The organism is Cyclobacterium jeungdonense, from assembly GCF_010994275.1.
GTDB classification, from domain to species: Bacteria; Bacteroidota; Bacteroidia; order Cytophagales; family Cyclobacteriaceae; genus Cyclobacterium; species Cyclobacterium jeungdonense.
This window is the reverse complement of record NZ_WMCD01000009.1, coordinates 22982-38918: the sequence shown is the minus strand read 5'-3', so window position 1 is coordinate 38918 and position 15937 is coordinate 22982. Positions and strand designations below refer to the sequence as shown.

At 43.9% G+C, this 15937-nt stretch carries 10 protein-coding genes and 2 tRNA genes; 3 read left to right on the top strand and 9 right to left on the bottom strand.

Going from position 1 to position 15937, the window contains the following annotated elements; genetic code table 11:
• Positions 1-206 precede the first annotated feature (206 nt).
• A tRNA-Arg gene (locus GKS34_RS16850) sits at positions 207-280 on the top strand.
• Positions 281-335: 55 nt separating this feature from the next.
• Positions 336-408 (top strand) — tRNA-Lys (locus tag GKS34_RS16845).
• 231 nt (positions 409-639) lie between these two features.
• Here GKS34_RS16845 and acnA read toward each other — a convergent pair.
• The 7 genes from acnA to GKS34_RS16810 form a co-directional block, all read right to left on the bottom strand.
• Positions 640-3420: an aconitate hydratase AcnA gene (gene acnA / locus GKS34_RS16840; RefSeq protein WP_163386151.1), complete on the bottom strand. Its 2781-nt coding sequence runs from the start codon at positions 3418-3420 to the stop codon at positions 640-642.
• 133 nt (positions 3421-3553) lie between these two features.
• Positions 3554-4528: an MlaD family protein gene (locus GKS34_RS16835; RefSeq protein WP_163386150.1), complete on the bottom strand. Its 975-nt coding sequence runs from the start codon at positions 4526-4528 to the stop codon at positions 3554-3556.
• The gene (locus GKS34_RS16830; RefSeq protein WP_163386149.1) at positions 4525-5277 is read right to left on the bottom strand and encodes an ABC transporter ATP-binding protein; all 753 of its coding nucleotides are present in this window, start codon (positions 5275-5277) and stop codon (positions 4525-4527) included. The genes GKS34_RS16835 and GKS34_RS16830 overlap by 4 nt, the downstream gene beginning before the upstream one ends.
• Position 5278: 1 nt before the next feature.
• Positions 5279-6076, bottom strand: a complete 798-nt coding sequence (locus GKS34_RS16825) for an MlaE family ABC transporter permease (protein WP_163386148.1) — start codon at positions 6074-6076, stop codon at positions 5279-5281.
• Positions 6077-6131: 55 nt separating this feature from the next.
• A complete protein-coding gene (locus GKS34_RS23485) occupies positions 6132-7298 on the bottom strand; it encodes a response regulator (RefSeq protein ID WP_240459340.1) in 1167 nt (388 codons plus the stop codon).
• A 57-nt stretch (positions 7299-7355) separates the two neighbouring features.
• Positions 7356-10229 (bottom strand): PD-(D/E)XK nuclease family protein, encoded by a 2874-nt coding sequence (locus GKS34_RS16815; protein ID WP_163386147.1) that lies wholly within the window; start codon positions 10227-10229, stop codon positions 7356-7358.
• Positions 10230-13436 (bottom strand): UvrD-helicase domain-containing protein, encoded by a 3207-nt coding sequence (locus GKS34_RS16810; RefSeq protein ID WP_163386146.1) that lies wholly within the window; start codon positions 13434-13436, stop codon positions 10230-10232. It abuts the gene before it with no gap.
• A gap of 196 nt (positions 13437-13632) precedes the next feature.
• Between GKS34_RS16810 and GKS34_RS16805 the strand changes: the two genes are divergently transcribed.
• A complete protein-coding gene (locus tag GKS34_RS16805) occupies positions 13633-14370 on the top strand; it encodes a YdcF family protein (RefSeq protein ID WP_240459339.1) in 738 nt (245 codons plus the stop codon).
• Positions 14371-14400: 30 nt separating this feature from the next.
• Here the strand turns inward: GKS34_RS16805 and GKS34_RS16800 are convergent, their stop codons facing one another.
• Positions 14401-14859, bottom strand: coding sequence for a CBS domain-containing protein (locus tag GKS34_RS16800; RefSeq protein WP_163386144.1), 459 nt, complete (start codon positions 14857-14859; stop codon positions 14401-14403).
• A gap of 318 nt (positions 14860-15177) precedes the next feature.
• Entirely contained in the window at positions 15178-15933 is a 756-nt protein-coding gene (locus tag GKS34_RS16795; RefSeq protein WP_163386143.1) for a copper homeostasis protein CutC, read from the bottom strand.
• Positions 15934-15937: the final 4 nt, after the last annotated feature.

The following is a 15937-nucleotide window of genomic DNA, read 5'->3' as shown; positions in this document are numbered from 1 at the left end:
TAAAGATGATCAATACACCTGAGTAAAAGAAAACTAATTGTGAATTAGAGTTTGTAATTAAAAAAAACCACCTTACATTTGCACAAGCTTTTGAAAAGCACTCCGAAACAGGCTGAAAAGCCTGTTTCTATTTGTGGGGATTTTAGGTCGGGAAGGTTTCAGGTTAACCACGGGATGGATTTAGGATAAAAGTTAATTGTAATAAAGGTCCTGTAGCTCAACTGGATAGAGCAACTGCCTTCTAAGCAGTAGGTTTCAGGTTCGAGTCCTGACAGGATCACAGAGATTTATCACCGTACCTCTTATTGGTCCTTCTTGGATCTATAAAAGCCATTGATTCCGTAGCTCAGCTGGTAGAGCAATACACTTTTAATGTATGGGTCCTGGGTTCGAGCCCCAGCGGGATCACAAATAAACTAAAACCTTGCCCTTCGGAGCAGGGTTTTTCAGTATCAATACTCGCCTGAGCGAAAAGTTTATCCCGATGTTTTTCTTTTGAAAGAGGCGGTCCTAAAAGTCGTAACAGCCTTGCTTAGTTTTATACCATTTTTTTATTTTCCCAATCGAAAGTATGATTGAATATAAAAAAAGCAGCTGCAAAAGATTGCAGCTGCTTTTTTTATATTTCTGAATTGATCCCTATGATTTCAGAAACTGTCTTAAGACATAATGAAGGATGCCGCCGTTTTTATAGTATTCAACCTCGATGGCCGAGTCTAATCTGGCGATAACTTCAAAATTGACCACGCTTCCATCCTCCTTTTTTGCACTTGCATTCAGTACTTTTAAAGGAGTCAAACCATCTTTGATCCCAAGGATGGATATTTCCTCTTTTCCGGTTAATCCCAATGAGGCTGCCGATTGCCCTTTGGCATACTGCATGGGAAGCACGCCCATCCCTACCAGGTTGGACCGGTGTATCCTTTCATAACTTTCAGCAATCACCCCTTTTATCCCAAGTAGGGTGGTTCCTTTTGCAGCCCAATCCCGGGAAGATCCACTTCCATACTCTTTACCAGCCAGCACTAGCAGAGGAACCTTGTCCATTTGGTACTGCTGGGAGGCATCGTACACCGTCATCTCTTCACCCGAAGGCATGTGCAGGGTGTGCCCGCCCTCTTTGGTTACGAGTTGATTTTTGATTCGTACGTTGGCAAATGTTCCCCTGACCATCACTTCGTCATTTCCTCTTCTGGAGCCATAGGAGTTAAACATGGTTTGCTCTACTCCTTTTCCTATCAGGTATTTACCGGCAGGAGAAGTGGGGGAAAAAGAACCTGCAGGGGAAATATGGTCCGTGGTAATGGAATCTCCTAATTTGAGAAGAACCCTGCCTCCTAAAATATCGTCGGCCTCATGCACTTCCTCCGAGATTCCCTGGAAAAAAGGAGCTTCTTTGATATAGGTAGATTTATCTGACCATTGATACACTTTGTCTTTTGGCGCTTGAAGTGTTCTCCACTGTTCATTCCCCTCAAATATCTCACCGTAATTTTTTTTGTAATCATTAGGAGAAAGCACCCTGTTGGACACTTCAAAAATCTCTTCATTGGAAGGCCAGATATCTTTCAGGTATACGGGCTCCAGGTTGGGATCATAACCCAACGGTTCATTGTTCAAATCCACATCCACCCGACCGGCAATAGCATATGCAACGACCAGCATAGGAGACATGAGGTAGTTCATTTTCACCTGAGGATGAACTCTGGCCTCAAAATTCCGATTCCCGGAGAGCACTGATGCAACGACCAGGTCATTTTCTTCTACTGCTTTGGCTATATGAACCGGCAAAGGGCCGGAATTACCGATACAACTGGTACAACCATAGCCTACCACATGAAATCGCAGGGCTTCCAAATCATCTAATAACTCCGAGTGTTTCAGGTAATCCGTAACTACCTTGGATCCGGGAGCCAGGGACGTCTTCACCCATGGCTTTACATCCAGGCCTCTTTCTCTGGCTTTTCTAGCTACCAGACCAGCTCCAATCATCACGCTGGGATTGGAGGTGTTGGTACAGGAAGTAATGGCTGCAATGACAACCGACCCGTCGTGAAGGGCAAATTTTTCGTTGTTCAACTCGACCACAACGGTCTTTAACCCATTTTTTACTTCCGTTTCGATTTCAACGTCCTTCTCAGCAGGGGACACATTGTCTTCAACCGGCTGATTTCCGCCGCCTTCACCGAACCATCTTCCTACATCTCTTTTGTCTATAGGAATATAATCCCTTCCGTGGACCTCTTTTAATAATGACCCAAATTTATCTTTAAACTTTCTAACCAGGATTTTATCCTGAGGCCTTTTCGGACCGGATACGGTAGGCTCCACCGAGCTGAGATCAAGTTCCACGACAGTGGAATAATTGATATCATCCTCGTTGGCACGCCAAAGCATATTTGCCTTTGTATACTCTTTTACCAACTGAATCTGCTCTTCGGGTCGGTTGGTCCTGGACATGTAGTCCAAGGTTCGGTCATCTATAGGGAAATAAGTCACTGTACACCCAAATTCGGGAGACATGTTGGCAATGGTGGCTCTGTCCGGAACAGATAGGTTATCCAATCCTGGACCAAATACTTCAACAAACTTGCCTACCACTCCCTGCTTCCTAAGCAATTCAGTAATGGTTAGGACCATGTCCGTGGCGGTAGTACCTAATGGTAGCGCTCCTGTAAGCCGTAGACCAACTACTTCCGGCAAAATGAAATAAATGGGCTGTCCAAGAAGCGCAGCTTCAGCCTCAATACCTCCTACACCCCATCCTACGACACCAATTCCATTGACCATTGGGGTATGTGAATCGGTTCCAACCAGGGTATCAGGAAAAACATTTCCGTCTCTTGAGATCACCCCCTGCGCGAGGTATTCCAGATTAACCTGATGGCAAATACCCATTCCGGGAGGAACCACAGAAAAATTGTTAAATGACTGCTGAGCCCACTTTAAAAATTCATACCGCTCACCGTTACGCTCGTATTCTACGTCAACGTTTCGTTTATAAGAATAATTGGTGCCAAAAAAATCCACCTGAACGGAATGGTCTACTACCAAATCGACCGGAATCAACGGATTGATTTTTTCGGGGTCTTTTCCTTTCCTTACTGCCTCGGCTCTGAGCGAGGCGATATCCACAACTGCGGGAACCCCTGTGAAATCCTGCATCAAGACCCGCGCCGGTTTGTAAGGGATGTCTTTATCAGAGGCCTCGGGTTTCCAATTCAGCAGTGTTTCTATATTTTCTCTGGTAATAGCGAAATCATCGAAATTTCGCAATGCATTTTCCAGAAGAATACGGATGGAAAAGGGTAATTTATTGATAGCGTATCCTTGATTCTGTAGGGCTTCCAGACTCCAATAAGTCAGATCGCCCTGAGAAGATGGTAACTTCTTTTTTATTTGATACGGATCATAAGCCATGAGATGTGTTGGTTTAATGAAAAAAAGGATTTAAATGCTGTAATGGATTCGGTTTTCCATTGCCTCTAATATACGTTTTTTTATCAAATTTCAAAGGAAAACCGCTACAGTCCTGATTACTACTTCAATAGAATTACTCTGTTTTATCTTGGGCTTTGTCCCGTTTTCGGAACGCTCCCCGAAACAGCCAGTGATACCGCATGGCTTCCAAGGTCTCGTTTAGGCGGACGGTGCCCGTGTCTAAATTCACCATGGTACTTTTTAGATAGGTAGCAAATTCCTCGTCGTTGAGCAGCATCCCTACCGCATTATCGGTTTGGTTCAGGTTTTCACTGACCTCTTTGAAACTTTCTGCAGCGCTATTAACTTCCTCGCCAGTAGCTTCCAACCCTTGAATCGTTGTCCTCAGACTTTCAAAAATGATGGTATCATTTACCAAGTCGTCAATAAGCCCTCCTTTTTGGTTAAGACCTCTGGAAAACGCTGCCAATTCGGAAGTCATTCGGGTACTGTTCACAGCCGTTTGCTGCAAGTTGCTCATCATCAATTTAAAATCTTTTACCAACATGCTATCAGTAAGTACGGCTCCTACTATTCCTTCTCCATTGGCAATTTTCTCTGTTAACACTTTTAAATCTTCGGTTATGGATACCAGATTTTTGTTGTTTACTTGCAATGTTTCCATCATATTGTCGGTGTCTAATGGCATCACCGCCGTCAGCCTGTCTCCTTCCTCAACAGAAGGACCCTGGCCCGTGCCTCCATAAATCACGATGATCTTATTGCCTATGAGGCCATCAGAACTAATAGTTGCTTTGGAATTCTTCTTGATATAATCTTTTGCTGATGCCTCAATATTCATTTCAATTTCGACCTGGGAATCCCCATAAAAGTTGATCTTCTTTACCGTTCCGATTTTAACCCCCGAAAACCAAACGTTATTTCCAGTTTGAAGCCCTCCCACGTCATCAAAAACTGCAAACACCCGAATGCTTTTCACAAAGGCTTTTTGTTGCGCCCCTAAAGTAAGTATACCGGTAACCAAAATGATGATACCTATCAGCACAAAAATGCCAACAGTAACCGATTTTTTATTGTCATTTCTCATTGCTTAATGAAATTATAGTCATAAAATGATTTAATTCTGTAGTCCTCCGCATTTTCAAATACGTCTTCAAATTTACCACTGGCACCAAAAGCACCATCCAATAAAACGGCCACGCGATCACCGGTTTCTTTGGCACAAGTGAGATCGTGGGTGATGATGATGGAGGTAGTCTTGTATTTCTCATTTACCTGATTAATCAAGTTATTGATATCCATACAGGTAATGGGATCCAAACCTGCAGTTGGTTCGTCATATAACATGATTTCAGGCTGAAGTATGAGTGTTCTTGCAATCCCGATCCTTTTCCGCTGCCCACCTGAAAGTTGGGAAGGCATTTGATTTATGGTTTGAAGTAGCCCTACACTGTCCAATACCTCCTCCACCATTTTATCCTTTTCCTGTTTGCTCAGGCCCTTTACATTTCTTACCAGCGGAAACTCCAGATTTTCCCTGACTGTCATGCTGTCATAGAGGGCACTTGCCTGAAACGAAAAACCGATTTTTAAACGCAACTCATTGAGCTCCTTCGAATTCAGGTTTTTAACTTCCTGCCCCAAAACCTTTACTGATCCTTCATCCTGAGTCAACAGCCCTACCATGATTTTAATCAAGACCGACTTTCCACTACCTGATTTACCTAACACGACCAGGTTTTCACCCCGGAATAAATCCAGGTCTACTCCTCTGAGCACATGCAAATCATCGAATGATTTTACCAGGTTTCTTACCTGTACTACCGATTCTATCATGTTACTGTTGTCTAAAGAAATTAGTTACCTGCAAGGAGAGTAACTCCTCTATGAAAATTAAAAACATGGCCATTACCACGGCAGAATTAGCTGCCTTACCTACACCTTCGGTCCCTTTTGTGGAATTATATCCCTTATAACAACCAACGATACCAATGGTAAACCCAAAAACAACGGACTTTACCAGAGAAGACGTGATGTCCAGGAATGATAGGGCGTCAAATACCTGCACAAAAAACGTGCTTAAACTTGTCATCTCGTTTGCGTGAACGTTAACAAACGCTCCTAAAAGAGCCACAAAATCGGTGTAGAGCACCAATATGGGAATCATAAACGTGCTGGCAAGCACCCGCGATACCACCAAAAATTTAAAAGGATTGGTTGCAGAAACTTCCATGGCATCAATTTGCTCGGTCACCTTCATGGATCCGATTTCCGCTCCTATACTGGAACCCACCTTTCCGGCGGCAATCAGGGCCGTCACCAAGGGGCCCATGGCCCGGATTACGGCGATGGAAATCAAGGCTGGAAGCCAGGAAGTAGCTCCAAATTCAGCTAATGAAGGCCTGGATTGGTTCGTGAATACCACTCCAACAATGAACCCCGTCAAAGAAATCAACGGTAGCGAATTGTAGCCTATCTGATAGCATTGCCTGATTACTTCCTTGAATTCGTAAGGGGGAAACCAAACTTCTTTGAAAAATCTTTTGACAAACAGATACGCACTCTCCAGGCCCGTAAAAAACCTATCGATTCGCTTGCTGATTACTTTGTCTTTATTGGTGGACTCTCCCGACATGTTCTGAGGGTTTAATTTAGAATTGCAATTTGACAACAAAATTCAACCAATGCGTCTAATTGGCCAAAAATTCCGCAATATTTTCATCTTTTAGTGGCTTTATTAAAAAACCACTTACCTGTTTGTAAGACTTACTTTTCTGCAGGTCATCAGGATCCAGAGATGAGGTAAGCATTTTGACATCAATTTCAATCCCTTTTTCCTCCATTAACTTCAAAAAAAACCAACCGTCCATTTCCGGCATATTGATGTCCAGCAAGACCACATCTGCTGTATTTTCTTCCAACCAACCCAAGGCCTGGTACGGGTTTTCAAAAAACACAAGCTTAAGCTTATCGTTTACTTTAAGCAAAATCCTTTTGTTGATCATGTGTTGCACTTTATCATCATCCACAAATACGATTGTTTGCTCTTTTTGCTCCGCCTTTTTTGTGCTTAGGTCCTTTTCCATCAATAATTTGTTCATGTTTTGAATCTCGGAATCCAGGCTTTCTGCTGCCTCTCTTAACATCCCGAGGGCTTTACCTGAAATTTCCTTTTCCCCTACCTGGATCAATCCCAATATGTTGGTCAAATGTGACCTTATCTTGTGAGAGTTCATAAAAGAATACTCTCTGAGTTGCTGATTTTGCTGCTGAAGGGATTCGGATAATTTCCGAATCTTATCTAATGATCGGTGAACTTCCGAATGATCCAGCACCATTACCAGTACCATTTTCTCCTTATCCCTGTTAATAAAAGGAATACCAAATAGGTCTACATACCTGGGCTCGTAAAGCTTGTCGATCATGACAATGTTTCTGAACGTACAATTTTCACCTTCCAGCACTTTTATCCCGATTCTGGTATTGAAAAATTGGGACTTGAAACTCCTAAAAGGATCGGATCGGTCCTTTACAGCGTAGATGGAATCCGCCGCCTCATTAGACATTTCCAACCGTTGGTTATCCAGGGAAAACACCCAAACACAATTCGGAAGCTTATTGAAGATCTGATGAGACATGCCCCCGTACAGTCCCCGGTTCCTTGTATTAATTTTTTTGTAGGTATATGAAATGGCAATCAGCGCCAAACTTGAAATAAATCCATAAAGCTTTATGAATTGCCAGGCGCTTTCCTGGAAGGAAACCCAATGCAAACTTCGGACCAGATACGGCGATACAAACAATGCCAATCCCCCAGTTAATCCAATTACCCAAACAGAATGAATTGTTGGTTTCATCTTCGACATCAAAGAGCTAAAGGTAATCAATTTCGTTAAAAATCTAAAGTGCTACACCTATCTGGAACAGATTTCCGAAAAAGGACAAAGCCTGCATTTCTCCAAATCATCTGTTTGGTCAAAATTTTGGCCGGGATTAACTATTTCTTCCAGTAGTTGGGTAAGCTGTCCCACGAAATCATCCCTGTAATCCGCAAAATCATGTACTTCTTGCTTTTTCCCTGGCCCCAGCACCTCCTGCAAGTATGGTGAGAACGGTTCCTGAAAAATATCCCGCAAGCTATATAAGGCAGGTTTCAGGGGCGATTTATTGTCCGGATGCCTGGCCTCATAGAGCAAGCCATAAAATAGGGTTTGCATCACTGCCTTGTTTCTGGATTTATCCTCCCTGTCAAAAAGACTTGAGATGCCCTTAAAGTCCTTCTTGTCATTTCCCGATTTGTAATCAATGAGCCGGATGGTAGCTCCTACCCGATCTACCCGGTCAATAATGCCCGATAGGGATACCCCCCTAACACCTGACCGGGTGGCGACGGGTAGCTGGGTGGAATATTTTTTATTTCCTTCCAGGGATATAATTTCAAATGGAGTCGTGTAGCGGTCTTGTTCCAATACGCCCGCCAGGTATTTTTGTAACACGTCCCGGGCAATGGTCAATTGACCGGTTAATTTCAATCCTGCATCCTCATCCAGAAAATACTGGGTTCGAATGGCCTTTTCCACCGCAGGACTGATGTAATCCATCAACCCTTCGATATCCGATGCCTCCACCCAATTTCTACCTTTTCTGGCTATGAATCCTGTATACAGGTTTTCGAGAGACTGGTGAACCAAATTTCCAAAAATAGCAGGATCAACGGCTTCCTGAACCTCATCCGGTACTTCCACAGCGGCGATATAGGTCAGAAAAAATTTAAGACGGCAGTCCAAATACATATTTAAAGCAGATGGAGAAAACGAAGTAGCCGTCTGGCCATCTCCAGGGCTGTCTGTGTACCTTTGCAATACACGCAAAATGGATGGGGATTTTTGAATCAGAATGGGATTTGCTTTGGTGAGATTTACCGGAACATGAACCAGGGTATCCTCTTTCTGAATTCCACTGTGTTCCATTTCAATCTGCAACTGATGTATGTACCGGCTTTTTTCTCCCACCTGCCCCTGGGATCCTGCAGTAGAATAAATCAGGTGCACCTCTTCTGCACGGTGCAATAATCGGTAGAAGGTGTAGGCATAAATAGCATCGTTCTGTTCCTGCACCGGCATACCAAAAGCCTGACGTAAATTGAAAGGAACGAGTGAATCCATGGATTTGGATGGGGGAAAACTACCTTCATTCATGGAGCAGATGATCACCCGCTTAAAATCAAGGTTTCTTGTTTCCAAAACCCCCATCAGCTGAATACCTTCCAACGGTTCTCCCTGAAATGGCAACCTGCTCTCCGCAAAAACCTGCCTGAAAAGCTTCGTGAAAAACCCCACACTAACCTCTTCCTTTATCTCTTTATCAAAGACCTCTTTTAGCCTGTTCATTTGTTTGAAACACTGATAGAGATAGGTTCGCTCCATGCTTTTCTCTTCCAGCGGTGCCGCTAATGTCCGTATCAGTTCCAAAAGCTGCTCCATAATGGTTTCCGCTGTATACAACTGAAAAACAAGTGAAAACACTTCTCCTCCTTTCCGGAGATCCTTGGCTGGAAAATAGATCGCATTGGTTCGCAGCAAATCGTCATAAACCTGCTGCGTAAATTCTGGAGCAATTTCGGTTAAAAACACATTGCTCAGAAGGTCCTTGACCGGTTTGTGGTAAAACTGTAACTCCCCATCCTCCATTTTCGAATAGCGCTGCAATTCCAAAACCGCTTCCAGGAAAGTATATACCGGTGTTTGTCTGACCGGGTAGCCCATGGTTACATTGACCCGATTGATCTTATCAGGTAAGACGTTTAGCAAGGGAAATAGTAATTGTTCTTCTGGTAAGATCACCACGGTTTCTTCCCAGTCTTCATCCCCTTTTACCTGCTCCAGTAATCCCGCCACCAGGTTGGCCTGATTGATCTTCAGGGGCACATTGTAGGTGTTAATTTTTGCTTTGTGCTGCTGCAAGTGATTGGGAATGTGTTCCGGAAAAGTGGGGCCCAGAATAGGATCCTTTCGGTACTGTCTGAAAAAGAGTCCCGCCTCCTGCTCCGGCCGATCCAGGTAGTAGGTGTCCAAATCCCAAAAAATTTTGGCACCAAAATGGGTCACCAAATACTTAATCAATTTTTCTTCCGTGGTAGTAAAGGCATTAAATCCTACGAAGACCAATTGTTCCTCCATCGGAGTTAAGGCTTCCAAGTCTGTAGCCACGTCGCGGTAAATTTTACCACCATAGGCCAGTCCCAGGCTTTCAAGGGAAGCATTGAATCCCGTGTAGAGGGGATAAAGCATGTCCCAGAATCTTAAAAATTTTTCCTGATGGGCACGGTCTCTTCCTTCAAACGAAGCCCAGAATTCACGGATCAATTTCACCTGTTCAGGACTCAGGAAACTCCAGTCGCTTTCGAGGACTTTCTGCTCTTTCAGATTGGTAAATAACTTTTCGGGGTTTACCATAAACTGGTCCAGGTCATTGAAATCCTTCAGAATCATTTCCCCCCAGAAAAAAAACCTGTCAAAACTTTCTTGCCTATCGGTTAACGCCTGAAAAACACGGTACAATTCGTAAATCAAGGTTAATTTGTCTGCGGGCCTTTTTTCTGCCAATTGGTAAAACAAATCCTCAATAGTGATCACTTCCGGCATCCAAAGGGGTCTATCAACCAGGTGACTCAGGTACTTGATAAAAAACAGGCCTGCACGTCGGTTTGGTAAAATCACTTTTACTCCCTTTAGGTCTCCTTTTGATTGCAAAAGCGTCTGTGCTGTTTCTTTTAAAAAACTATCCATTTAACTGATCCTGATTATTGATCCGGTTTCTAAGTAACAGAGAAAGCCCGTCACAGCTTTTCCTTTCTCAATCTGCCGAATAAGTTCCATATACCCTTTTACCTGTTCTTTGTGTGATTGACTCTCTTTTCCAGTTTTGAAGTCAACGACTTCCACCGCGCCTTTTTTGAATACAAGTCGATCAGGTCTTTTACTTCCTCCTCCTGGCATTAAAATACCTTGTTCTGTTAAAATCTCATAGCGGTCATCAAACCAGCTGTTGAATTCCGGTACCTCGCACAGGGTTGCAAATTGCTGTTCGAGTAGAACCATTTCATGCTTATTGATGGCCCCATCAAAATACAAGGCTTCCAACTCCAGGCTAAAATCCATTCTGGTACTGGCCTTTTCAATGAGCGTATGGACCATTCGGCCAAAGTCGCGTTTGGCAATCATCCCTGTCTCGTCAAAATCTCCAAACACCTGCCTAACCTGCAGGCTGTCTCTCCAGGGGCGGTATTTCCAGGCCATGATCTCCGGCCGGTCAGTGGCTGGTTTGACTCCGGGATCCGACGATGGCCAGTTTCCCAAATCAAGGGTAAGCGTTTCGGAATCAAAGTAGGCTTCCAAATCCAATTCTCCCTCAGTACCCCGTTGGTTCAGGGCAAGAAACAACAGGTCGTCGACCTTTCCGATACCATTCCTTTTTTTGGATTCCTTGTGGGGCACCAGGCCCCAGATAACTTCCTCTGCCCGCGTGAAGGCAACATAAAGCATATTAAGTGTATCCAAGTGGCTCAGCAGGCATTCTTCCCTATAAGCCGGTGCAAAGGCAGAATTTAATAAATTCTGCCTAATCGTGAGCGGCATGATCACCGGGGGTAACGCCTCGTCCCAGCTGTAAGGAGCCCATACGATAGGATCTTTCGCAGTATCGAAGATCTTCCAATCCAAAAAAGGCAATAAGACTACTTTAAACTGCAGGCCTTTGGACTTATGAATTGTCAAGATTCGGATGGCATCATGCGTATCTGGAAGCTTTACGGTGCGTTTATGCCCCTGTTGCTCCCACCATTCCAGAAAACTGCCTAAATCAGCCCTGTTTTTACCTACAAAATCATATACAGCTTCCTTTAATCCCGATAAATATGCCCGTTCGTCCAGTTCTCCGTTAAACCCCAAAAGCTCCACGAGGGCTTCCAGTAAATCCATAAGCGGAAGTTTTTTTAGCTTGTGGATATTTTCAAAAAAGGTCCTTTCCAAACCAGAATGCGGCTCTGGCAAGGTTCCTTGAAGAAAAAATTCCTGACCTAATAGCAGGTTTTTGGCTCTTGCCCACTGCACCCAGAGATTTTTTCCGGATAAACCATCGTTTGGATTACTTACCAGTTTTAAAGCGGCCAACAAGCACCTCACTACTGCCGATTTATGTAAAAACAGCGCTTCGTCCGAAATAACCTCATACTTCTTTTCCTGCCCTGGAATTTCATAAGCCATAAAAGCATCCGCAATGTTAGCAGCTTGGTCATTTTTTCGTACCAAAATGGCGATATCCTTTTGACGATATCCTTTTGATATCAATTCATCGACCATAGCCGGAAGCGCCTCCAATGCGGCGTCTGAAAAGTTTTGGGGCTTCTCAGGTTCCAAAAATTCCAGACGGACTTTTCCTGACTGCCCTTTTGAATCCTGTTTTAAAGAAACTTTCTGACTGATTTCGGCATAGGCCGTGGAAATCAAGTCCCCCATACCTGAACCCAACTCCTCAGTTAAGGATGCCGCCAGTAATCGGGATAGCCTGGAAAACAATGAATTATTGAAAAAAACCACCTGGGGCAAACTCCTAAAATTGGTGTCCAGGTTTTTTACTTCCAATCCAAAATGCCCGGTATCGTTTTCCACCTGCTCCATTAACAAGCGCATTTCGCCTCCTCTCCATCGGTAGATAGACTGCTTCACATCCCCTACCACTAAATTAGCCTTTCCCATAGAAAGGGAATTGAGAAGCAGCGGGCGAAAACTTTCCCATTGAAAGCCCGAGGTATCCTGAAACTCATCCAACAAAAAATGCCGGAAGCGGTTGCCCACTTTCTCATAAATAAAAGGAGCTTCGTTTTCAGCCGTAATGGAGCGAAGGAAATCATTTGCCTCTGAAATAAGCAACATGTTTTCCTCTTCCTTCAAGGCTTCCAGTTCCTCCAACAGATACCCAAATAAACCAAATACGTAGAGGTTTTTTGTCATGGCATCTAGTGTGGTCCATGTTTTTAATAGGGGTTCAAATCTGGAAAAAAGTTCTCCCAACCCTTCCTGGTAAGCCGCTTGAATGGCCGATTTCTTTCTACTCGTTTTGGTATACCATTCCTCGGGATTCTTAACTTTTATTTTCTGGAGATCGGTGAGTTCTGGTATGGGAGAAGCGGGATCCCCAAGTTGGTCCAATTTTTTGACAAATGACTTACTTCCTCCATGGAAGTCCTCCCATTCCAATCCATGATTTATCCGGATCTGATTGGCCTCCGCTTTCATTCCTTCTGCCTGACGAACAACCACTTGTTTTTGCTGGTACAAGTGAGAAATTAGCTTTTTCAGGTTATCTGAACCATCCAGGAAATGGCGTACCTCCTTTTGTACCATTTTAAAATCTTCCTGAAATATTTTTCCGCCCAGTTCATGGATTAATTTTTTGGTGTCCCAGGAACTCCCCTCTTGAATTTTATGCATGGAAAAGGCTACCAGCCAGCGATGTAAATCCGGCTCTTCCACGACACGCATCAGTAGCCGGTCCACAATTCGTTCCATAATGCCCTCCTGGTCCAATTCCACATCGTACTTGGCTTGCAAGTCGATCTCCCTTGCGAAGGCCCGAATTACTTGTTGAAAAAAACTGTCGATGGTACTGACTGAAAAGGAACCATAGTCATGCAGAATGGCTGTCAGTGCCATAGCAGCCCGTTGGGATAATTCTGAGGGTTTCAAATTCCATCTTGCCATCAAGTCACGATCCATGGGCTGGGTTTCGTCGGCCTTATTTTTTATTCGCTTGAGCTCTTGAATGATCCGCTCCTTCATTTCCTGAGTGGCTTTGTTGGTAAAAGTCACAGCAAGGATCTGACGGAAAGCCAATGGATTTTCCAGTGCTAATTTGAGGTAAGCAGTTGTCAGCGTATACGTCTTTCCAGATCCTGCAGAGGATTTATAAATGTGAAAAGGGGTTGGTGATGCCATAAAAAAGAAGATTACGCAGGTAAAGCTACAAGATTCGAATGCAGTCAAATGAGAAGTTGAAGTTAAAAAGAAAAAAAGCTTGGGGAAGTTATTTTTTGGATATTTTTGTCGCGTACTGCTTTGTTTGATGTCTATTGCGATTTAAATCTTTCCGACTATGTTTTTTTATTTTTCCCAGCTATTTAGTTTCCTTATTATGCCCTTTACAATTTGCTTGGGGATGTTGGTGATCGGGTACCTATTAATTCACAGAAAATTAGGAAAACGTCTTATTCTCGGGGCCCTGCTATTGTTTTTGTTTTTTTCCAACGGTTATATTTCCAATCGACTGATGCACGCCTGGGAGCCGGAGCCCAGGGAACTTGCGGAATTGCCCGTCTATGAGGTAGGAATTGTGCTTACCGGGATTACGAACATCGATAAACTACCCAAAGACAGAACCTATTTCAATAAAGGGGCAGACCGGGTTACCCAAGCTCTTCAATTATATAAAATGGGGAAATTAAAAAAGATCCTGATTTCAGGGGGCCTGGGGTTTGATCCCATACACCCAAAAAGTGAGGCAGAATCCCTGGCCGAATTTTTGGTATGGGCAGGGGTGAAAAAATCCGATCTTATTTTAGAAACAAAGGCTGTCAACACGAGGGAAAACGCTGTTTTTACCCAGCAAGTCCTGGAAAAAAATGGGTTCTTATCTAAGGAGTCTGAAAGGTTTTTATTGATCACTTCCGCCTTCCATATGAAGCGCGCAAAGGCCTGTTTTCAAAAAACAGGCCTTTATCCAGACACTTTCCCGGTAGACTTTTACGCATCGGAGCTGCACTTTACCTTACAATCCGTTATTCAACCCAGTGTCCAATCTATTTTTATTTGGCATAAGCTTGTTAAAGAATGGGTAGGTCTTATCGCATATAAATTAGCTGGCTATATCTAGTTGGGTTCTCCGGATAAGTAATGAAATGAACTACCAGGTGGAAGCCTTCAATTTTGGCATGGCCCGAACAACATCGCTGACACTTATCTGCCCAACCAGATTTCCATCTTTAACCACGGGAAACCGTCGGATCCTTAAGGTCAAAAACCGGTCAGCAGCATCGAATATAGTAATATCCGGAGGCATGGTGATAACGTCCCTGGTCATGTGTTCTTCTACTGCAGCAGGAAATCTAGGTGTATTGGTATACTGACCTTTTATAATCTCCTTCAGGCAATCTCCTTCCGAAATGATCCCTACCAGTTTACCGGTCTCATCTACTACGGGTGCACCTGAAATCCGCTTTCTTGTCAGCACTCTGATCACATGGTCAATGGTATCTTCGGGATGGAATGTGACCAGATTGGTGGACATGAAGTCGCTTACCAAAATGGGCTGATTACTTGGTTTAATGGGGGCTTCCCTAACCCCCTGGAAACTTTTTACCATATCGTTATAGGGTTTATTGAACAAATAATATACCCATATATCATCACTTTCACAAATTTTGAGGATAATTAACTTCTGAGATCTAACACAAAATTTGTTAGGTAGACAGGGATTTCCAGTAAAAATCACCTCCTATTTATCCCTACAGAACCTTTTATTCCCGCCAGGCAGGTCTTCTCGGCCAACCTTGTATAAATCGAGAACAGGGGGATGGGCACAGGGAAATCTCATTTATCAGAAGAAGGCCTTGCCAAGACCCTTAGGATACCAGGCATCTGATTTCTGTTACCTACTCCCAAATCAAAAAGAAGAAAAAATTCACCTCAGATCATCCAATGTGTTTCGGAAAGATTGAACCAGCGCCGGATCTACCGTCAATACCTTTCCTTCTGTTTGATCAAGCAGGGAAAGCCGAACCTCACTTTTTTGTTGGCTCCCCTCTGAAGGTCTGAAATACTTACAGGAACTGTGTACTTCCCGAAGAAACCCACTTTGATTTAAATGAACCAGGTCTTCGGCAGTCAATCCGCCACCGGGAAGAACGGTAACCCGATTGGCTGCTCGTGTCAATAGTTCCGTTAACACTGACAAACCTTCAGAGACCCTGTTTTTACCACCCGAGGTAAGGATCCGCTTAAATCCAAGGCTCACAATTGATTCCAAGGCAGTAAATTGATCCGGCACCTTATCAAATGCACGATGAAAGGTGCACGGCTTATCCTGGGCTGCTTCAAGCAGCCTTTTGCAGGCATCAACATCGACTTTTCCGGTCGAATGAAGGGCGCCAAAAACAAACCCGTCCGCACCAACGTCTCCTAGAATTTTTATATCCGCCAGCATGGCTTCCAGCTCGCCGGGAGAATACATAAAATCCCCTCCCCTTGGTCGTATCATTACAAAAACCGGAACCGGAACCTGCCTTTTGATCACTTTCAGCAAGCCTGCACTTGGCGTGGTCCCCCCTTCTCCGAAATCAGCGCACAATTCCAGACGATCCACCCCGTTGGCAGCAGCTAAAATTGCTGCTTCATGGGTGTAAACAGGGGCCTCAAAAAGAATTCTTTTGCCAGTCATACCA